Source organism: Neorhizobium sp. SHOUNA12A (assembly GCF_023006505.1).
GTDB lineage: Bacteria > Pseudomonadota > Alphaproteobacteria > Rhizobiales > Rhizobiaceae > Neorhizobium.
The window spans coordinates 1-20,374 of record NZ_JALBGV010000094.1 but is presented as its reverse complement, the minus strand read 5'-3'; the positions used below and the strand labels follow the sequence as shown (position 1 = coordinate 20,374).

The 20,374-nt window shown below is 61.8% G+C and carries 21 protein-coding genes; 7 read left to right on the top strand and 14 right to left on the bottom strand.

The features are described 5' to 3' along the window. Positions 1-150 precede the first annotated feature (150 nt). Positions 151-1,584: an NADP-dependent phosphogluconate dehydrogenase gene (gene gndA, locus MOV63_RS27625; RefSeq protein WP_247038713.1), complete on the bottom strand. Its 1,434-nt coding sequence runs from the start codon at positions 1,582-1,584 to the stop codon at positions 151-153. Between the two features lie 202 nt (positions 1,585-1,786). On the opposite strand from gndA, the gene MOV63_RS27620 reads away from it, so the two are divergent. The 3 genes from MOV63_RS27620 (at position 1,787) to MOV63_RS27610 (ending at position 3,386) form a co-directional block, all read left to right on the top strand. Then, positions 1,787-2,545, top strand: coding sequence for a helix-turn-helix domain-containing protein (locus MOV63_RS27620; RefSeq protein ID WP_247038711.1), 759 nt, complete (start codon positions 1,787-1,789; stop codon positions 2,543-2,545). Between the two features lie 67 nt (positions 2,546-2,612). After that, positions 2,613-3,020 (top strand): SRPBCC family protein, encoded by a 408-nt coding sequence (locus MOV63_RS27615; RefSeq protein WP_247038708.1) that lies wholly within the window; start codon positions 2,613-2,615, stop codon positions 3,018-3,020. A gap of 9 nt (positions 3,021-3,029) precedes the next feature. Beyond that, a complete protein-coding gene (locus MOV63_RS27610) occupies positions 3,030-3,386 on the top strand; it encodes a VOC family protein (RefSeq protein WP_038543260.1) in 357 nt (118 codons plus the stop codon). Positions 3,387-3,389: 3 nt separating this feature from the next. Here the strand turns inward: MOV63_RS27610 and MOV63_RS27605 are convergent, their stop codons facing one another. The 8 genes from MOV63_RS27605 to MOV63_RS27570 form a co-directional block, all read right to left on the bottom strand. Further along, positions 3,390-4,103: a PAS domain-containing protein gene (locus MOV63_RS27605; RefSeq protein ID WP_247038706.1), complete on the bottom strand. Its 714-nt coding sequence runs from the start codon at positions 4,101-4,103 to the stop codon at positions 3,390-3,392. Positions 4,104-4,272: 169 nt separating this feature from the next. Beyond that, positions 4,273-5,202: a lipid A biosynthesis lauroyl acyltransferase gene (locus MOV63_RS27600; protein WP_038543264.1), complete on the bottom strand. Its 930-nt coding sequence runs from the start codon at positions 5,200-5,202 to the stop codon at positions 4,273-4,275. A 10-nt stretch (positions 5,203-5,212) separates the two neighbouring features. Further along, complete coding sequence (locus MOV63_RS27595; protein ID WP_038543266.1) at positions 5,213-6,241, bottom strand: zinc-binding dehydrogenase; 1,029 nt, start codon at positions 6,239-6,241, stop codon at positions 5,213-5,215. 59 nt (positions 6,242-6,300) lie between these two features. Further along, positions 6,301-7,587, bottom strand: a complete 1,287-nt coding sequence (locus MOV63_RS27590) for a beta-ketoacyl-ACP synthase (RefSeq protein ID WP_247038704.1) — start codon at positions 7,585-7,587, stop codon at positions 6,301-6,303. 11 nt (positions 7,588-7,598) lie between these two features. Then, positions 7,599-8,798: a beta-ketoacyl-ACP synthase gene (locus tag MOV63_RS27585; RefSeq protein WP_247038702.1), complete on the bottom strand. Its 1,200-nt coding sequence runs from the start codon at positions 8,796-8,798 to the stop codon at positions 7,599-7,601. Between the two features lie 38 nt (positions 8,799-8,836). Further along, on the bottom strand, positions 8,837-9,310 hold the full coding sequence (locus tag MOV63_RS27580) for a 3-hydroxyacyl-ACP dehydratase FabZ family protein (protein ID WP_037082199.1): 474 nt from the start codon (positions 9,308-9,310) through the stop codon (positions 8,837-8,839). 31 nt (positions 9,311-9,341) lie between these two features. After that, positions 9,342-9,626 (bottom strand): acyl carrier protein, encoded by a 285-nt coding sequence (locus MOV63_RS27575; protein ID WP_092662234.1) that lies wholly within the window; start codon positions 9,624-9,626, stop codon positions 9,342-9,344. 117 nt (positions 9,627-9,743) lie between these two features. Then, a complete protein-coding gene (locus tag MOV63_RS27570) occupies positions 9,744-10,715 on the bottom strand; it encodes a nucleoside hydrolase (protein ID WP_247038700.1) in 972 nt (323 codons plus the stop codon). A 177-nt stretch (positions 10,716-10,892) separates the two neighbouring features. On the opposite strand from MOV63_RS27570, the gene MOV63_RS27565 reads away from it, so the two are divergent. Further along, positions 10,893-11,678, top strand: a complete 786-nt coding sequence (locus MOV63_RS27565) for a TSUP family transporter (protein WP_247038698.1) — start codon at positions 10,893-10,895, stop codon at positions 11,676-11,678. On the opposite strand, the gene cobU is transcribed toward MOV63_RS27565, so the two are convergent. After that, positions 11,675-12,196 (bottom strand): bifunctional adenosylcobinamide kinase/adenosylcobinamide-phosphate guanylyltransferase, encoded by a 522-nt coding sequence (gene cobU / locus MOV63_RS27560; protein WP_247038696.1) that lies wholly within the window; start codon positions 12,194-12,196, stop codon positions 11,675-11,677. The two genes, MOV63_RS27565 and cobU, sit on opposite strands and share 4 nt — an antisense overlap. Before the next feature lie 691 nt (positions 12,197-12,887). Between cobU and MOV63_RS27555 the strand changes: the two genes are divergently transcribed. The 3 genes from MOV63_RS27555 to MOV63_RS27545 all read left to right on the top strand — a co-directional run bounded on the left by MOV63_RS27555 (position 12,888) and on the right by MOV63_RS27545 (position 15,387). Continuing rightward, the gene (locus MOV63_RS27555) at positions 12,888-13,883 is read left to right on the top strand and encodes an ABC transporter substrate-binding protein (protein WP_038543277.1); all 996 of its coding nucleotides are present in this window, start codon (positions 12,888-12,890) and stop codon (positions 13,881-13,883) included. Between the two features lie 120 nt (positions 13,884-14,003). Beyond that, on the top strand, positions 14,004-15,017 hold the full coding sequence (gene bmt, locus MOV63_RS27550) for a betaine--homocysteine S-methyltransferase (protein WP_247038694.1): 1,014 nt from the start codon (positions 14,004-14,006) through the stop codon (positions 15,015-15,017). A 25-nt stretch (positions 15,018-15,042) separates the two neighbouring features. Continuing rightward, positions 15,043-15,387: a hypothetical protein gene (locus MOV63_RS27545; RefSeq protein ID WP_247038692.1), complete on the top strand. Its 345-nt coding sequence runs from the start codon at positions 15,043-15,045 to the stop codon at positions 15,385-15,387. 10 nt (positions 15,388-15,397) lie between these two features. Here MOV63_RS27545 and MOV63_RS27540 read toward each other — a convergent pair whose 3' ends face one another. The 4 genes from MOV63_RS27540 to MOV63_RS27525 all read right to left on the bottom strand — a co-directional run. Next, on the bottom strand, positions 15,398-17,467 hold the full coding sequence (locus tag MOV63_RS27540) for a VWA domain-containing protein (RefSeq protein WP_247038690.1): 2,070 nt from the start codon (positions 17,465-17,467) through the stop codon (positions 15,398-15,400). 2 nt (positions 17,468-17,469) lie between these two features. Next, positions 17,470-17,997: an RNA polymerase sigma factor gene (locus tag MOV63_RS27535; RefSeq protein WP_247038688.1), complete on the bottom strand. Its 528-nt coding sequence runs from the start codon at positions 17,995-17,997 to the stop codon at positions 17,470-17,472. A gap of 86 nt (positions 17,998-18,083) precedes the next feature. Next, positions 18,084-18,761: a ferredoxin gene (locus tag MOV63_RS27530; RefSeq protein WP_247038686.1), complete on the bottom strand. Its 678-nt coding sequence runs from the start codon at positions 18,759-18,761 to the stop codon at positions 18,084-18,086. Positions 18,762-18,862: 101 nt separating this feature from the next. After that, positions 18,863-20,374 (bottom strand): trimethylamine methyltransferase family protein (locus tag MOV63_RS27525; protein WP_247038684.1); only part of this gene is annotated, 1,512 nt, incomplete at its 5' end.

Genomic DNA, 20,374 nt, shown 5'->3' with positions numbered 1-20,374 from the left:
CGAGCGTCACCATCTCAAGAGCCGTCTGGCAAGGGGCAGGTTTCTTCAACATGTCCCAATGAATCACAAACCCCCGGACCACGCCAGGGGTTTGTCAGCAGTCTGACGGCCGCCGGATTGGCGGGCGTTTTGCGTTGCGCGGATCAATGATCAGGCAAATTCGCTAAGGCCGCTGCCCCATGGGCCGTGATGCTTGTCGACGCCGTCGAGGCGGTCGAAGCCATGGGCGCCGAAGAAGTCGCGCTGCGCCTGGATGAGGTTCGCCGTGCCACGGCCGCGACGATAGGCGTCGAAATAGGAGAGCGCCGAGGCGAGCGCCGGAACCGGCAGGCCGGAGAGCGCGGCGTAGGACACAACGCGACGCAGCGGAGCGTCGGTGTCCTTGACCATCTGCGCGAAGGCCGGCGTGACAATGAGGTTCGCCACATGCGGATCCTTGGTGAAGGCCGAGGTGATCTCGTCGAGGAAGGCCGAACGGATGATGCAGCCGGCGCGCCAGATCTTGGCGATCGTCGGCATTGGCAGGTTCCAGTTATATTCGGCGGAGGCGGCCGACATGACCGCAAAACCCTGCGCATAGGCAGCGATCTTGGCGGCGAGCAGCGCGCTTTCAAGATCCGCGATGAAGGCAGCCTTGTCCTTCGGCGCTTCCGCGACCTTCGGCAGGCCAAAAATCTTTTCGGCAGCCAGGCGTTCCGTTCTCTGGGACGAGAGGACACGGCCGGCGACGGCAGCTTCGATGGCGGTCGCGGCAACGCCCATGTTCTGGGCTTCGATAACCGACCACTTGCCGGTGCCCTTCTGGCCGGCGGCATCGACGATGATGTCGACCATCGGCTTGCCGGTAATCGGATCGGCTGCCTTCAGCACCGTCTGGCTGATCTCGATCAGGTAGGAATTGAGGCGACCTTCGTTCCACTTGCCGAACACGTCGCCGATTTCGGAGGCGCTCATGCCGAGGCCGTCGCGCAGGATGCCGTAGATTTCGGCGATCATCTGCATGTCGGCATATTCGATGCCGTTATGGATGGTCTTGACGAAATGGCCGGCGCCGTTTTCGCCGAGCCAGGCAACGCAGGGCTCGTCGTTGAATTTTGCCGAGATCGAGGTCAGCACCTTCTCGACGCGCTTCCAGCTTTCCTCGGTGCCGCCGACCATGATCGACGGACCGTGGCGCGCACCTTCTTCACCGCCGGAAACGCCCATGCCGATGAAAGTCAGGCCGCTGTCCTTCAGATTGTCGAAGCGGCGCATCGTGTCGCGGAAATTGGCATTGCCGGCATCGATCATGATGTCACCGGCCGAAAGGTAAGGCTTCAGAAGCTCCATCTGCTGATCGACCGGATCGCCGGCCTTGATCATGATGATGATTGGCCGCGGCGGGCGGATGGCGGCGACGAATTCTTCGAGCGTCTCGCAAGGGACAAGCTGGCCCTGCAGCTCGCCGGCCTCGGCGTAGAACTTGCGGGTCGCTTCCGGAGACCGGTTGAAGACGGCGATCTTATTGCCTTTTTCGGCAATGTTGAGCGAGAGGTTAGAGCCCATGACGCCGAGCCCGATAAGGCCGATTTCTGCCTGTTCCACGGAAGTGCCTCCATATTGAGATTCGAGGGTGTTGTCGCATTCATATAGGGAAACGGCAAGGCGATGGCGACGCTAAACGATTAAATTTCCATGACACTCTGTCTTCGTCGCGGCGACGCAGCCACCGTTTTCTCCGCCGTGCCGACGTCTTGCGACTGCCCAATTCGGATGCGACAACAAGCGTATGAATGTGGCCGAAGATATGAGCACGGACACCCCGATATTGGCAATGCGCGCCGGCACTTACCGAGAGCGGCCGGCGCACGGGCCGCTCTCGAGGCTGTTTTGCCGCGTCTGGTCGCATCGCCTGCCGCAGGAGTTCGAGAGACAGATTGCTGTCGTGCCGGACGGCTGCTGCGACCTGATCTGGGCTGGCGGTCAACTGATGGTGATCGGCCCTGACCGCACTGCCGCCTTCCCTGCCCTCGCCCCCGGTGAAACCATCCTCGGCCTGCGCTTCAGGCCGGGTACTGCCCTGCATTGGCTCGACGTGCCGCTCCGCGAGCTGGTCGGACGAGCCGTGCCGCTCCGCGAGCTCCGGGACGACGTCCGGACGGTAGAGGAGCGGCTTGCCGAAGCAAACTGCCCAATTGTAAGGCGGCGGCTGTTCGAGGCTTGGGCGGCAGGAGAGGCATCACTGGCCGCCGAGCCCCAAAACGCGATGGGAATGCTCTTTGATGAGCTCGGCAGCGGCGTGCTGCATGGCACGTCGGCAACGCAGGCACTCGGCGAACGCACCTTGCGCCGCCAGAGCCACGATCACTTCGGATATGGGCCGAAAACTCTCGAGCGCATTCTTCGCCTCCAGCGCTTTCTTCGCATGGTCCGCCAGTCCGCATCCGGAAATCTCGCCACTCTCGCGCTTGAAGCCGGTTATGCCGATCAGGCGCACATGACGCGCGATGTGAAGGAGCTGACGACCTTTACACCTTGGGAAATCCGCAGACAGATCTGCGGCTGATTGTCCGTTTTGTTCAAGAACCGTCATTTCTCTTCGGATAGACCGAGGGGAAACTGAGGAGGCTACCATGACCACCCTGCCCGCCCGTATAATTCATATCGGCATCGAGAGACCTTGGCAGCACGTCTACGCCTTCGCGAGCCAGCCTGAAAACATGCCGCTCTGGGCATCCGGCCTTGCCGCCGGGCTTAGCCGTGACGGTGACCACTGGATCGGCGACGGCGGACCGGTCGGCCTGGTGCGCGTGCGGTTCTCGCCCGACAATCCATTCGGCATCCTCGACCACACGGTGACGATGGAAAACGGTCTCGTGGTCGAGAACCCGTTGCGCGTCGTGGCGAACGGTGATGGAGCGGAAATCATGTTCACGCTGTTCCAGCGCCCGGACCTCGACAACTCGGCTTTCGAGGCGGATGCCGCCCATGTGCGGAAGGATCTCAGGGCGCTGAAAAATCTGCTGGAAGAAACCAAATAGGAGGGCCCGATGGGAACCAAGGGAGCGGATCGCAAGATCGACTATATCGAGTTCAACGTGAAGGACGTCGAAGCCGCCAAGGCTTTTTACGGCTCGGCCTTCGGCTGGACTTTCACGGACTATGGACCGGACTACTGCGAGTTTCAGGACGGAAGGCTGACGGGCGGTTTTGCGAAGTCGACGGACGTAACAGCCAAAGGCGGCCCACTCGTCATTCTTTTCGCGGACGACCTGGAAAATGCCCTTGAGCGGGTCGGTAAAGCTGGTGGCCGGATCGTCAAGCCGATCTTCTCGTTCCCCGGGGGCCGGCGTTTCCATTTCGCCGATCCGGAGGGCTACGAGCTGGCTATCTGGTCCGACAGATAGAGGTCAGGCCGCGGGACGCCGGCGGCGGTCGGCTGTTTCCTGCATGACCAGGAGCGCGCCGATCAGTTGTGAAGAGCCAGAAACACAGGGAGACATGCGGCAACGGACGACGACTGTCTGGCCGTCGGTCTGATCGGCGTAAGTCAATGATATGCTCTCGCCCGCAAAGCAGCGATCCAGGTTCGGCTTGAAATCGTTCTTGAAACGGTGAAGGCCGACGAATTCAGCAAAATGCCGGCCGATCAGCGCGTCGCGATCGAGATCAAGACGGCGAGCGTTGGTCTCGTTGGAGTAGAAGATCCGATATCCGGGCGCGATCACCACGATACGGTCGGAAATCCGATTGAGCAGAGCGTCGTCGAGAAAACCGTCTGCCGTCGCATCGGCGATCACACCATGATCGAGCGATTCCGGCTCCGGACGGCGATTGGCCGACAGACCGGTCTCCTGAACGACGTAGCGTTCCACAAGCATCTGCAGCAAATGACCGTTGCGGCGGACGCAGCCGCGGTCATCGGCCTCTTCGTTCAAGAGGTCGAGTGCAAAGCGGAATTGCGCCTGAATGCTGGCCGGATCCTTGCTCTGGCTCGAAAACACAGCGAGCAGAAGCGGATCGAGGTCACGATCGAGCGAAGCGGTTGCGTTATCGTCATTGCGTTCGACGGCCTGCCGTAGATCGGCATATTTTGACCAAAACAGATCGATCAACGCTTCCAAAATGCCCTCCCCCTCGTGCCGGAGATTATCGCCGATCGTTCCTCAAGATCGGCGCCTCCAATATCCAATGCGATTCAGATTAATTTATTCCTCAAAAGCAGACCCGATTTATAGCCGGTGACTTAAAGTAAAATTGCAGTAATGCGGTCAGAAAAATCTCAAAATCTGCTTAGAGATAGCGCTTGATATGCCACCGGTCGTGGTACCAGAGCCACTGTTCGGGATATTCGCGAACCCAGCTTTCCACCTTGTCGTTGAGGAGCTGCCCGGTCGCCTGGAGATCGAGTTTGCCGTTGGCGTCCCGCGGCAGTTCTACCTTCGGTTCGATCTCGAGCCGGAAACGATTGCCCGGCAGTCGGATGCAGCGAGCCGGATAGACTTCGGCATCGAACTGCCGAACCAGCTTTGCGAGCAATGGGCTCGTCTGGACGGGCTGGCCGAAAAAGCTGGTCTTGAGGCCCTTGCGGAATTTCTGATCCACCAGAACGCCGACACCGCCGCCCGTTTCGAGCTTACGCGCCAGAGCAAACGAAGAGCCCGCATGCGATGGCACCAGCTGGCCCATGCGGGCGCTACGGAAGGCGAACACCTTGTCGGCGATATAGGGATTGTTCGGCGGCCGGAACAGCACCGTCACTTCGAGGCCGAAGGCATTGCCGGCGACCGGCAGCAGTTCGAAATTGCCTGTATGGGCCGTGAAGACGATGAACGGACGCGGATTGTCACGAAGATCGGCGAAGATCGGAATGCCGGAGACTTCCACCCTGCCCGGCTTCTCCTGTTCCGGATCGAAATCGAACAGCCGGTCGAGGAACACGTATTCGGCGGCGAGCCGGCCCATATGGCCCCAGCTCGCTATGGCGATCTGCTCAAGTTCCTCGTCGGTCTTTTCCGGATAGGCGTTGCGCAGATTGACAAGCATCAGCTTGTGGCGGCCGAGCTTTGGCCCGATGCGCCGCGCCATCCGGTCGGCGAACCGGATGCCCGGATCCGCCGGAAAAATCTTCAGGAAATTCAAGAGCCCGAACGCGCTCTGCGCCACCAGCCATTGCTGGAAGTGGAGTAGCGCCAGAGCGATCCGGGTAAGGAACATCTTCAAAGGAGACGCCTCAGTCCATCCGGAGCACGATTTTGCCGAACACCTGGCGAGTTTCCATCCGCTCCAGCGCCTTGTCGATCTCGGCGAAGGTGACTTCCGTGTCGATCACCGGATGAACAATGCCCTGAGCCATCTTCTGCATGGCATTCGCCATGTTCTCCATGCGGCAGCCGAAGGAGCCGAACAGCTTCAGCTGCTGCTGGAACAGCATCATCAGGTTCATGTCGGTCGAGATGCCGGACGTGGAGCCACAGGTGACGAGGCGGCCGCCACGCTTCATGCACAGCATCGAGCCGGCCCAGGTATCCTTGCCGACATGTTCGAAGACGACGTCGACGCCCTTCTTCTTGGTGAGCTTGCGCACGACGCCTTCAAACCGGTCGGTGCGGTAGTTGATGACGTGATCGGCGCCGAGCGCCTTGGCCCGTTCGATCTTGTCGTCCGAACCGACCGTGGTGATCACCGTGCAGCCGATCTTCTTGGCGAGCTGGATCGCCGCCGTGCCGATGCCGGAGCCGCCGGCATGGACCAGAATGGTTTCGCCCGGCTGCAGCTTGGCATTGTCGAACAACATGTGCTCGACGGTCCCGAAGGTGACCGGTGCCAGCGCTGCGGCAATCGCATCGACGCCCGGGGGTGCCGGCACGAGCAGGCGGGCCGGCAAATTGGCCTTTTCCTGCGCGAAACCGTCAAGGTGGAAGCCGTGCACGCCGGACACGTGTTCGCAGAGATTGTCGCGCTTCTCGCGGCAGGGCTTGCAGAGGCCGCAGGTGCGCGCGCCGTAGATCGACACGAGCTGGCCGGGCAGGACGTTCGAAACGCCCGGCCCGATCGCCTCGACGACGCCGGAGGCTTCCGCTCCGATCGTCAGCGGCATCTTGCGCTTGGCGAACGCCATGCCGCGCCAGCCCCAGACGTCGATATGGTTAAGCGCGACGGCCTTGACCCGCAGCGTTACCTCGCCCGGGCCGGGGGCTTCCGGCTCGGGAATGTCCACCGCTTCGAGCTTCCGGTCATCGATCAGTTGCAGAGCGCGCATAATAGGTCTTCCTTCGCCCGGAGGCGTCCCAATTCGTCAAACGTGATTGGCGACGGTCTCTAAGCTGGTTCCAGCGTCATGACAAGGCTGGCGTTCTGTCCACCGAAGCCGAATGAGTTGGAAAGCACCGCCTTCGGCTGCCCGTCCCGCTTCTTGTTCGGCACCACGTCGAGCACGATCGTCGGATCGGGGTTGGTGTAGTTGATGGTCGGCGGCAGCGTACCGGTCAGCATCGTCTGGATGGAGAAGACGGCCTCGACGGCGCCGGCCGCAGTCAACGTATGGCCGATCATCGACTTGTTGGAGGAAACCGGAATTTCCTTCAACCGATCGCCGAAGACGGCGAGCATCGCGCCATATTCCATCTTGTCGTTTTCCGGCGTCGAGGTGCCATGCGCATTGATATAGCCGATGCTGCCCTCGTCCATGCCGGCGTCTGCCAGCGCCGCGCGGATCGTCGCAATCGCCGGGCCGCCGTCAGGCGAAGAACGGGTGCGGTGGAAATGGTCGGCCTTTTCGCCGCAGCCCTTCATGATGCCGAGCACCTTGGCGCCGCGGGCGATGGCCGATTCGAGCGATTCGAGCACCAGCGTCGCCGCGCCTTCGGCGATGACAAACCCGTCGCGGTCCTTGCTGAACGGCTTTGACGCCTTTTCCGGCGGATCATTCTGAGTGGAGAGTGCGGAGAGGAGCGAGAAGCGGATCAGTGCTTCGGCGCTGACCGAACCGTCGGTCGCAACCACCAGCGAGCGATCGGTGCGGCCCTGACGGATCGCTTCGACGCCGAGCTGGATGGCGGTGACACCGGAGGCACAGGCCGTCGAGAGGGTCACGGGCAGGCCGCGCGTGCCGAACTTGTCGGCGAGGCGTTCGGAGATCGACCCGAATTGCACGGCTTCGAGGAAGACCGGATCGGGACGTTCGCGCATGGCGGCGAGGAAACGGTCATAGGCGTCGCCTTCGGCCTTCGACGGCGGAGCGCGGTCGGCAAGCGCGAAACGATCGCTCCATTCCGGCTCGACCGGCGGTGCGGCAAGAAAGAGCGGTCCGTCGAAATCGCCGGAAAGACCCGACTGCGCAAGCGCTTCGACCGTCGTCTCGCGGGCAAAAGCGAAGGAACGTTCGACAGAGTTTTCGGCCGGAACGGCAATGAAATCCACCGTGCCTGCGATCCGGGTGGAAAGGCCCTCGGTCGGGAAGCGGGTCACCTTGTGGATGCCGGAGGTGCCGGAGGTCAGCGCCGCCCAGTTGTCGGCAAGGCCCTGGCCGAGCGAGGTAATGACGCCCATGCCGGTGATCGCGATGATCGGACGGCCGAGATGATCCTTGAAGCGGTTGTCGCTCATCAAAATCTCCTTTACGCGGCCGAGAGGACTGCAAGGCCCTCGCCGCGCGTATAACCGACCGTCGTCACCACTGCGTGTTTGGCAGGCGCCGTCATCGGCTTTTCGTTCTGGGCATCGAATGTGGGAACTTTTGCCGCGCCATCCAAGGTCAATGCCGCAAGGGCCAGACCCAAGGGGAATTGCGCTTCCATGCCATGGCCGGTGACGCCGCCAAATCCGCGGATCGCAGCGCCGGGGAATTCGGTCTCCAGCAGCGCCTTCTCCCGCATCGCGAGATCGACGACGCCGCTCGCGCCCGAAAACACGATCGTATCAGCCTTGGAAATGCCCGAAGCGTGGCCGGCGAGACGGGTGATGCGCTTTTCGAGGCGACCCTCGTCACGATTGCCGCGATCGCCCTCGATTGCATCGATGACAGCGTAGATATGGGCGCCGCGCGCTTGCGCATGGGCGCGCGATTCGAGCACCAGGAAGGCCCCGACCGTACCCATGATCATGCCGCCGCCATTGTCGGTCGAGCGTGACCAGAGCGGATGCCAGCCACCCGTCGCATGCGCCTGGATGCCTTCGACCAGAAGAATGATGTCGGCCCGTTCGGCGACGAAGGCGCCGCCGACCAGGCTGTGGGTGGATTGGCCCGCCTTGATGCGATGGAAGGCGGTCTCGACGGCGGAAATGCCGGCCGCTTCTTCGCCCATGAACGTGCGCGACGAACCGGTGACCTTGTGGACGATCGAGATATTGCCGGCAACCAGGTTGGAAAGCTGGGCCAGAAACAGCGTCGGGCGAAGCTCGGTCGTCAGCTTCTCGTTGAGCAGCATTTCGCGGTCGTTGCGCTTCAGCGCTTCGTCGACGATCAGCGAATCGACCTTGATGTCGCGCTCGCCGCCGCCGGCGGCCACGATCATGTCCATGGAAGCGCAGGCTTCCGCATCCGTCTTCAGGCCCGCGTCGTCGAGCGCAAGGCCTGCGGAAAACACGCCGAGCCGCTGCCAGTTCTCCATCTGGCGCTGGTCGCCACGCTTGGCGATCTGCGCAGACCAGTCGATTTCGGGCATCGGATGCACCGGATACGGCGCGAAACGATCGATCTCGACTTTCGGGGCACCCGCTTCCGACGACGACAGGAGCGCGATATGCGGCTCCTTGCCCACGCCCTGGCTGGTGACGATCCCGATACCAGTGATCACGACATCGTTGTCAGACTTCATAATGTCCTCTTTGACCCACCGGTTGAACGGGCAGGCTTTTATGCGCTTGCGGCAATCGCATCCATCAGGCCGACCTCTTCCGCGCGCTTGCGGATGACCGGCGCCAGCGGGATTTCGCTGAACGGCATGGTGCGCAGTTTAAGCTGTGCGTCGCAGACCTTCTTGCCGTTACACGTGATCTTTGCCTTGGTCACCGCGTAACCGGACCCCTCATGCTCCAGAAACGCCTCGATGTCGAGAACCGCGTCGGGCTCCACAAAGGCGCGCATCTTGGCGCCGTCGACCGACATCAGGAACGGCATGGCGGCGAAATCGGTAGCGGCAAGCACCAGGAAACCGGAGGCCTGCGCCATGGTCTCGATCAGGAGCACGCCCGGCACCAGCGGCATTCCGGGAAAATGGCCTTCGAAGACAGGGCTTTTGGAAGGCACGACAGACCGCGCCTTCAACACTTTGGCCCCAAGATCGACCGCTTCGACGCGGTCGATCATCTGGAAATATTCGAGCAGCATGAGTTTGCCGGCCCGGGATGATCGTTGACGATCAGCCCTTGGCCGCCTTCAGCTCGTCGATCTTGGCACACAGGTTCTTCAGGACGAAGTACTCTTCGGTCGAAACCTTGCCCTCGTTGACTTCCTGGGTCCACTGTTCCAGCGGAATCTTGATCCCGAATTCCTTGTCGATGGCGAACACGATATCCAGGAAGTCCAGGCTATCGATGCCCAGGTCATCGATCGTGTGACTTTCCGGCGTGATCGTCTCGCGATCGATTTCGCTGGTCTCAGCGATGATGTCGGCAACTTTATCGAATGTAGCTGTCACGCCCATGTCCTTTGTCGAATATCCAAATCAAGGTTCCACATAGGGAAATCGATCACAAATGCCAATGGCCTCGTGTTCCCGCGTGAAAATTTGCACCGGAACTGTTGCCTAAACAGCAATCGCCTAGGCACCGGAAGCTCGGCTCTCGACCAGCGCGGTGCGGATCACCTCCAGAACCTCGCCCGATCGGACGTCGGTGCACACCCACTGGCTCGGCTGACCGTCCCAGGCGGTGCCGACGAACTTGCGGCCGCTGTCGGGGGCCTGGATCGTTTCGCCGTCGGCAATGCCGCCGCAGACGACCCGCACCGCGCCGCTGCGGAGAATGAAGAGGTCCGGCCGCACCAGATAGACGCAAGCTGTGCTGTCATGTACCGCCATGCCGGAAATGCCGACCCGGCTCTTGTAGAACTCGATGTAATATTGCGACAGGTCGGAGAGCAGCTGCACCGATTTTTCGCCCGACTTGGCCATGTCGGCAAGATACTCCCCCGTCATGATCGTCTTCAGCGTCACATCGAGCCCGACGATGGTGACCTTCCAGGGCGTGGTGAAGATGATGTCGGCGGCTTCCGGATCGCCATGGATATTGGCTTCCGCTGCCGGCGTGACATTGCCGTTCACATCGAAGGCGCCGCCCATGACGATGACTTCCTTGACGAGGCCGGCAAAATCCGGATCGGCCTGCAGCGCCAGCGCCAGGTTTGTCATGCGGCCGACGGCGATCAGCGTCACTTCGCCCGGATTGTCGCGGACGGTATCGATGATGAACTGGTAGGCGGGACGCGGGTCGAGCGGCCAGTCTATCGTGTCCGGCAGGCCGATATTGCCGAGACCGTCAAGGCCGTGCACGACGGAAGCGGCGCGATCGTCGCTTCGCAACGGATCGATCGTCCTGTTGGCGCCTCTGGCGATCGGCGCGGAAATTCCCCATTCCTGATGCAGGAACTGCGCATTGCGAGTGGTCAGATCAAGTGACACATTGCCGAAAACGGTCGTGACGCCAATCAGGTCGACTTCAGGATGCCGGTGCAGAAAGAGCAGCGCCATCGCGTCGTCAACGCCGGGGTCCGTATCGAAAATGACCTTGTGCATGTGCTTTCCTCGTTCGGCTCTTCGAAAGCCGCGCACAATAACGCCAAACCAATGATGCGCAATCCCGGAAGCAACATGGCTGGAGTTCCGCTGGAGATGGTTGCGGTCAACGCGGTTCGATGCGAGAAGCACGCCGCACCCGTCCGGATGCGCCTCCCCTGACAGAGTCTCCTCCCCTTGACCGACCTCGCATTCCAATTCCTCTTCCTGCTGTTTCTTGCCGCGATTTTTGCTGGTTTCGTCGATTCGATCGCCGGCGGTGGTGGGCTCATCACCATTCCGGTCATGCTGATCGCCGGCATCCCGCCGCTCGAATCGCTTGCTACGAACAAACTGCAGTCGCAGTTCGGATCGGCATCCGCGACGATTGCCTATGCGCGGCGAGGTCACGTGAACTTAAAAAGTCAGTTGCCGATGGCGGCGATGTCGCTGATCGGCGGGGCCGTCGGCGCCGCGCTCGCGTCGTTGGTGCCGGCGGGTTGGCTTGCCGCGGCAATCCCGTTCCTGCTGATCGCCATCGCGCTGTTCTTCGCCATCAAGCCCAATCTCAACGATATCGACAGTCACCGCCGGGTGACGCCTTTGGTGTTCGGGGTGACGATCGTCCCGTTGGTCGGCCTGTATGACGGCATCTTCGGGCCTGGTGCCGGCTCTTTCTACATGCTGGGTTTCGTACTGCTCGCCGGTTTTGGCATGCTGAAGGCGACCGCCCACACCAAGCTCATCAATCTCGGCTCGAATTTCGGCTCGTTCCTGGTCTTTGCGGCAACCGGGTCCGTACTCTGGAAGATTGGCCTGATCATGGGCGTCGGCCAGTTCCTCGGCGCCCAGGTCGGCTCGCGGCTGGCCATGAAGAACGGCGCCAAGCTGATCAAGCCGCTGCTTGTCATCTCCTGCCTGGCGCTCGCCCTGAAGCTGCTCGCCGACCCGACCCATCCCGTCCGCGTCTGGCTCGGCTTCTAGCTCTTCATCCTGAGCGGCAGACCGGCGGCGACGAAGAAGACCTCGTCGGCAGATGCCGCGATCCGCTGGTGCAGCCTTCCGGCATGGTCTCTGAACTCCCGCGCCATTCTGTTGTCCGGCACGATGCCGAGGCCGACCTCGTTGGAGACGACGATCAGTTTCGCTGAGAGGCTTTCGAACTGCCGCACGAATGCGGCGGCGGCAGTGTCGATATCGCGCTCGTCCATCATCAGGTTGGTGAGCCAGAGCGTCAGGCAATCGACGAGGATGACCCTCCCCGGCGCATCGATGTCGGTCAGTCGCTCCACCAGATCGAGCGGCACTTCGTGCGTGGTCCAGCCGTCTCCGCGATCGACGCGATGCCGGGCGATGCGCTCGCGCATCTCGTTGTCATAGGCACGACCGGTGGCAACGTAATGCCGTTCCAGGCCGCTCTCTTGGGCAAGCCTTTCCGAAAACCCGGATTTGCCCGAGCGGGCGCCGCCGAGGACAAGGGTGACGTGACCGTTGCGTGTCATGGAGAAAATGGCCTGAACCAGAGGGGACCGGACGATTCGTAGACAGGAGGCGTCCGGCCCTGTTGGTGATGATGTCTCTGGATTAGCATTACGGTCAAATGGTGCCGTCAGAAAGCACGGGTGTCAACCGATACCCGCTTGCCGTATTCAAGCCTCACCGACGAAAGGCCTCGGCTGACCGGGCTCGGCCAGCCGATTTTGACCGCAAATCCACGCAGGTGCCAAAAGGCCCACGAGCCAATATGACAATCGTGAATTCTACAACAATCGGAAGATGAAGCGTCCGCGGGCCAATAAAGCAGGCCCGCCATCGGACAGCGAGGGCAACCGGTACGCACTACCTGATCCGGCGCCAGGCGCGAGCTAACCGCCCGCATTAAAAGCAATAACGCGACATTCTTACCGGATGGTTAGTGAACTCCGGAAGTCACGCGATTTTCTCATTTTCCTTGCGGTTCCCTAAAAATGGGCCGTGGATAAATGATCCCAGGTCGCGCGTGTTGATTTCTGATCCCGAAACCCTACCGTGATTTGAGTTGACATATAAATGCGCAGTATCTGTGAAAAGCTGCCGCAAATGCGGATGTGGTAGATCCTTCGCAGGGCTGCTTGAAACTGCCTCCATCGGTTGATCACCATCTTGCGCTCTGCTGAAGTCAACACTGAAAGGAAACGGCCGGGAGGTCTCAAAATGAAAAAAATCCTCGCTTCCACGGTCTTCGCCGCCGGTCTTTATGCTTTCGCAGGGTCAGCCTCGGCGGACTGCGGTTCAGTCTCGATCGCCGAAATGAACTGGGCCTCAGCCGGCATCGCCGCCAATCTCGACAAGATCATCCTGGAACAGGGTTTCGGCTGCACCGTCGAACTCGTCGCGGGTGACACGCTTCCGACTTTCACATCCATGAACGAAAGGGGCCAGCCGGACCTCGCACCGGAATTCTGGATCAACTCCGTCCGCACGTCCCTCGACAAGGCCGTTGCCGAAGGCCGCCTGGTGATCGGCGCCGAAATCCTGTCGGATGGAGCCGTCGAGGGCTGGTGGATCCCGAAATTCCTTGCCGACTCGCATCCGGACATCAAGACGGTCGCGCAGGCGCTCGCCCATCCGGATCTCTTTCCGGCTCCGCAGAAGTCGGCCAGAGGCGTCGTCTACAACTGCCCGTCCGGATGGAGTTGTCAGATTTCGACCGCGAATCTTTTCAGGGCTCTCGGCGGCAAAGAGAAGAATTTCGACCTGATCGACACCGGCACGGCGGCAGGCCTCGACCAATCGATCGCCGCCGCCTTCGAGAAGAAGACCGGCTGGCTCGGTTATTACTGGGCGCCAACCGCCTTCCTCGGCAAATACGAGATGGTGAAGCTCTCCTTCGGCGTGCCGCACGACAAGGCCGATTGGGACGCCTGCACCGCCGTCCCCAACTGCCTGAACCCCAAGGTGAACTCTTATCCGACCTCGCAGGCCTTCACCCTGGTGACCAAGCAGTTTGCTCAAAAGGCCGAGGTTGCGATGGACTATATCAAGAGGCGCAAGTGGAGCAATGCGACGGTCAACGGCGTGCTCGCCTGGCAGGAGGCCAACAAGAGCACCAACGAGGCTGCCGCCAAACATTTCCTCGAAACCAGTCCGGACATCTGGACCAAATGGCTGGCCCCCGACATCGCCGATAAGATCAAGGCGTCGCTCTGAGCCGGCCATTCGGGCGGGCGCTGCTGGAGCCGCCGGCGTCGCGAAGAGGCGCGCGTGGCCGCGGCTTGAAATCATATAAAGATTTCTTTATATGATTGATCGCTATTGCAAGGAGCGCCCATGCCGACCGCCAACGCACTGACCGAACTTCTGGCCGAGAAGGGCGTGCTGCTGGCTGACGGCGCGACCGGCACCAATCTCTTCGCCATGGGCCTGGAAGCCGGCGAAGCGCCGGAACTGTGGAACGAGGCCGCGCCTGAGAAGATCGAGAAGCTGCATCAGGATTTCGTCGACGCAGGCGCCGATATCATCCTCACCAATTCCTTCGGTGGCACGCGCCAGCGGCTGAAGCTGCACAAGGCGGAAGGCCGGGTGCACGAACTTAATAGGCTTGCCGCCGAGATCGCCCGCAAGGTGGCAGACAAAGCGGGCCGCAAGGTGATCGTCGCCGGTTCGGTCGGTCCGACCGGCGAACTGTTCGTACCGCTCGGCGCCATGACCTATGAGGATGCAGTCGCCGCCTTCGCGGAACAGATCGAGGGCCTGAAGACCGGCGGCGCCGATATCGCCTGGATCGAGACCATGTCCGCGCCGGAGGAAATCCGCGCAGCGGCCGAAGCGGCCGTCCAGGTCGGCTTGCCCTATACCTATACCGGCTCTTTCGACACGGCCGGCAGGACGATGATGGGCCTCGATCCCAAGCAGATCCACAGCGTGGCAAAGGATGTCGGCGAAGGCCCGGTCGCGGCTGGCGCCAATTGCGGCGTCGGCGCCTCCGATATCCTGTCCAGCCTGCTCGACATGACAGCCGCCGATCCTGACGCTGTCACCATCGTCAAGGGCAATTGCGGCATTCCGGAATTCCGCGGCTCGGAAATCTTCTATTCCGGCACGCCGCCGCTGATGGCGGAATATGCGCGGCTTGCCCGCGATGCCGGGGCAAGAATCATCGGCGGATGCTGCGGCACGTCCTGCGAACACTTGGCCGCCATGCGTGCCGCACTCGACGATTACACCCCCCGGCCGCGGCCGACGATCGAGGAAATCGTCGACAAGATCGGCCCGCTGCGCAATAAGACCGCCAGCGAATCGGGCGGAGATTCCGGCCGGGAAAGACGTCGCCGTCGCGGCTGACGCGTGAGGGCTGAAGGATAGAGACATGGCAAACATATCGCCGATCGGCAGCCGGGAAACGGTAGCGGAAAGCCTTGCGAGTTTCTCGATCGAGAACCAATCCTGGCTGGCCCTGCTGATGGACAATCCGACATCCGACGATCTGCTGCTCGACGGCCTGCATCTCTATCTCGACCAGGCTTCGGAAGCAAAATTCCTGAATTCGCTGAAGCTGCAGAAATGCGGCGAATGGATCGGCGGCACCGCCCCTGCCCGGCTGCAGATCCGGCTGATGGAAGCGGCGAAATCGAGCCAGCATCCGGCTAATGCCGCCTTTCGCGACGGGCTGACCCGCTCCGGCGGACTGGAGCGGGCCTATCCCAAGGTTTGATTGAGACGGCCTAGCGGCGGTCGAGGGTCTCGGCGAGCCGCACCAGATCGAGGAACCCGCCGCGATATCCGAACGCATCCTCGCCGCGGGCATTACGCGCCATGTCGAGGATCAAGCGGTAGGGATAGGCGTCGAGCGCATCGGTGCCACGCAGTTTTTGCCCAAAGGCGGCCACCGCCGTCGAGAACCGGACATCATTAGGTGCTGAGGCGAAGTCGCGCACCGCATTCATCTCGGTGACCGGCGTGGTGATCAGCTTGCTGCTGTCGCCATCCGGCTGCTTGTAGCGGATTTTGACGAAGGCCATTTCGTCGGAGACAGCAACCGGCGCGGATGGTGCGGCCGGGCCGTAGCGCAGCGGGTCGTTGAGTGCCGAGGCACTGCCCTTCGGCGTTACTTCGTAGATCGCCGTAACCGCATGACCGGACCCGACATCGCCGGCATCCACCCGGTCATTGTTGAAATCCTCGCGCTTCAGCGCCCGAGTCTCGTAGCCGACCAAACGATACTCCGAGATCTGCTGCGGATTGAACTCGACCTGGATTTTTACGTCCTTGGCGATCGGGAAAAGCGTCGAACCAGCCTCCTCGACCAGCGCCTTCTGCGCCTCGGCCAGCGTGTCGATATAGGCGGCGGTGCCGTTGCCGTTCTGGGCGAGCGTCTGCATCAGGCTGTCGTTGAGATTGCCTTCGCCGAAACCCAGAACCGACAGGAAGATACCGTCCTTGCGGCGCTGCTCGATGAGGCGCTTGAGGTCTTCGTCGCTGGAAGCGCCGACATTGAAATCGCCGTCAGTCGCCAGCATCACCCGGTTGACGCCGCCCTGGATAAAAGCCCGGCGCGCCAGCCGATAGGCCGCATCGATGCCTTCAGCCCCGGCCGTCGAACCGCCTGGCCGTAGATTGTCGATTGCGACGAGGATCTTGTCCCGTTCGCGAGCGGAGGTCGGCTCCAGCACCGTTCCGGCATTGCCGGCATAAGTGACGATCGACACCTTGTCCTCCGGCTTCAATTTGCTCACCAGCAGGCGGAAGGCACTTTTGAGCAAAGGCAGCTTGTCGGACGCGTTCATCGAGCCGGAGACGTCGATCAGGAAAACGAGATTGGCGGCAGGCTGCGAGGCCGGCGCGGTTTCGAACCCCTTGATCGCCACATGCATCAGCCGCGTTCCCGTATTCCACGGAGTGGGCGTGACGGTGACGGTGGTGCGAAAGGGCTCGTCCGCCGTCTGCGGCCGAGGCCAGTCATAGGGGAAATAGTTGATCATCTCCTCGACCCGCACGCTGTCGGGATCGGGCAGATGCCCTTCCATCAGCGAGCGCCGCGCAAACGCATAGGAGGCGGTATCGACGTCGACGGAGAAGGTCGAAACCGGATCGATTGCGACGCTTTTGACCGGGTTGGTGTCCGCGTTGGCGAAACGGTCGCGGGTTTCTTCGAGCGGCGGCAGGATTTCACGCTCAGTTGGCGCATAACGGGGAGCAGCGGCCATCGGTGCCGCGCGCTCGGCCATCACCGGGGGCGCCGGCATGGGAGCAACCGATGGGCTGGGCGCAGCGCTCCGCTTGGCCGCACCGCCATTTGCCTCCTGCTTCTTCAGCTGGCGGGCAATATCCGCGGAGCTAAAATCCCTCTGCTTCGAGGATTGAACCGACGGTGCGGCATAGGCCTTCCGATCGGCTTCCTGCTGCGGTTCGGCCGGCTTCGCGACCGATGGTACCGGCACTCTCTCCGCCACGGGCTTCGGTGCGTCTATGACTTGCGGCAGCGCGACCTGCCCTGAGCTCGGCAGGTTGCCGCGCGTCAGTTCGAATGTCAGCAGGGCAGCCGTCGGAATGATCAGCATCGTCGCAAGTGCGGAGCCTGCGAGATAACGGTGTTGGGTAACCATGCGGATGCTCCAGATCCTATTGAGAACAGAGCTTTGACGCTGCCGCCAGGAACTTCCTTTGCTGCGCGCCGCATTTTTTTCCGTCTCGTCGAAGGCCTGCATGGCGGCGGCAAGCGCACGGGCGCGTGTCGCATCGGAAGCGCGGGGCGCCGGGGCCAAATTGCCGAGCTGGTCGAATTCGTCCGTCATGGTCAAACCGCCTCCTTCTTCAGAAGGTCCTTCAATCGTTTACGCGCCTCGTGCAGATGCCAGGAGACCGTGTTTTCGCTGCAGTCGAGAATGCCCGCCGCAGCCGCATGGGACAGACCCTCGCTATGGACCAGCAGGACCGCATCCCGCTGTTTTTCCGGCAGGCGGCGCACCGCCGCCCATAGCCAGTCGCCGCGATCGTCCTCCTCCGGCTGCAGATGCGAAAAGAAGATCGGATCGTTTGCAAGCCGGTCCTGATCCCGTCTCCGACGGGAGGACTGGCGCTGATGGTCGCGCACCGCGTTCAGCGTCAGCGTGTAGAGCCAGGTGCGGAACGCCGACTGTCCTTTGAAGCTGCGGATCGCCTTGCCCAGCCGGATGCAGACGTCCTGGGCGATGTCTTCCGCATCGCTTTCCGTGCCGCACCAGCGCCAGGCGACGGCATGAATGAAATCGTAATGCGCTTCGACGAGCGCTGAGAACGCATTGCGGTCGCCTTGGCATGCCTTATCGAGGATTTCCGCGCTCACTTGCCCGCCCGCTTTTCCGTCGCTTAAGAGCTTAGACGTTTCGTTCAGGAAATTCCTTGGGGTATCCCAAGAAAAAATTTTTAAGCTCACTGCACCAGCGCTTCCATATGGAACCGGAGCTGCCCCGGCGGGTAGCGGTATTGCAGGCCAACCGGACAGGAGTTGCGGGCCGCACAGCCGGAAATCATGCAGACCGCCTTGCCCGCGTCACTTGCAAGATAGGCGTGACATCGAGGAATATCGAAGCCCGACAAGCCGACCGCGTTGACGGGACAGGCTGACAGGCAGGGCTTTTCTGCGCAGCTCTCGCAAGGATGCTCGGCCTCATCAGGCGAAATCTCTATCGCATACGGAAAACCCAGAGCGCCTCGATAACCGTGCCAGAGCCCGAACTGCGGATGGATAAGGATGCCGAGCGGCGAAGACTTCAGACCTTCAGCCCTCATCGCCCATTGCTGGAACGGCTGCCAGGGCGGATCGGAGGGGAAATAGGCAGCGGCTCCGAGCCGTTCGGCGAACGGCCGGATCAGAAACTTCGACCAGGTGTCGAGGGGATCGGGACCGTCATGGCCTTTTCGCCATTCCGTGAACGACGGCCAGATCGAACCGCCGACATTGCCGAGCAATACGACGGACCTGGCAAGCGTGCCGTCGCCCAGTAACGGCCCCTCGCCCGGTCCAAAATTCACCACGCCGCGGATCAGGATGCCGTGGGGTTCGAGCCCCGCGGCAATCTCGTCGAGAACCGGTGAAGGCGGCCTCACCGAGGCCCCTGGTATCGGTAATGCGGTCGCCAGACCCCTTCCTGGATAAAATCGGCGACCAGCCGGGCACCGCCTTGCTCCCTGGCGGCATCGGGCTCTCTTCAGGTGAAGGCGTCGGGCATCGAATCCTTGCGATCCTTGATGAACGCCAGCAGCGCCTCGTCGATCGCGCGATCGAGCGGCGGTGCTTCGTAGCTGTCGAGCCAGGAGCGGCAGAGCGCGTTGGCGCGCTGCTCGATCCGCTTTTCGCCCTCGATTTCCCACTGTTCGAAGGAATTGTTGTCCATCAGCGCCGAACGATAGAAGGCCGTCTGGAAATGTGCCTGGGTATGGGCGCAGCCGAGATAATGGCTGCCGGGGCCGACTTCGCGGATCGCGTCGAGCGCCTGGCCTTCTTCGGACAGATCGACGCCCTGCGCCATCTTCTGCATCATGCCGAGCTGGTCCTGGTCGATCATAAATTTCTCATAGGACGACACGAGGCCACCCTCCAGCCAACCGGCGGCATGCAGCACGAAGTTGGTGCCGGCGAGCAGTGTCGTGTTCAGCGTATTGGCCGATTCGTGCGCCGCCTGGGCATCGGGCACCTTCGAGCCACAGAGCGAACCGCCGGTGCGGAACGGCAGGCCGAGGCGGCGGGCGAGCTGCGCCGCACCATAAGAGACCAGCGACGGTTCCGGGGTCCCGAATGTCGGCGCGCCGGACTGCATCGAGATCGACGCTGCGAATGTACCGAACAGCACCGGCGAGCCCTTGCGGATCAGCTGCGTCAGCGCAGCACCGGCCAGTACTTCGGCAAGGATCTGCGTCAGCGTGCCGGTCACCGTTACCGGGCTCATGGCACCCGAGAGAATGAATGGCGACACGACCGAGGCCTGGTTATGTCGCGCATAGACCTTCAGCGCGCCGAGCATGGTGCCGTCGAACACCATCGGAGAATTGGCGTTGATGAGGTTCAGGGTGACGCAATTGTTCTCGACGAACTCGTCGCCGAATACCAGTTTCGCCATGGCAACCGTGTCTTCGGCGCGTTCCGGCGCGGTGACCGATCCCATGAACGGCTTGTCGGAATATTTGATATGGCTGTAGACCATATCAAGATGCCGCTTGTTGACCGGCACATCGACCGGCTCGCAGACCGTGCCGCCCGACGAATGCATCGATGGCGCCATATAGGCGAGCTTCACGAAATTGCGGAAATCCTCGATCGTCGCGTAACGGCGCTTGCCGTCGAGGTCGCGCACGAAGGGAGGTCCGTAGACCGGCGCGAACACGGTCGCCTTGCCGCCAATCTGGACATTGCGCTCCGGATTGCGAGCATGCCAGGTGAATTCGCTCGGTGCTGTCTTCAGCAGTTCGCGGCAGAGGCCCTTGGGGAAATGCACCCGGTGGCCCCGAACGTCGGCACCCGCCTTTGCCCAGAGTTCGAGCGCCTCCTCATCCTCGCGAAATTCGATGCCGATCTCTTCGAGGATGAGATCCGCATTGCGCTCGATGAGGGTAAGGCCCTCCTCGTCCAGCACCTCGTAGACGCCGATTTTGCGGGTGATATAGGGCAAGGAAAGACCGGGACCGTTGCCTGCGCGGGCCGCGCGGCGGCCTGCCGCTCCCCG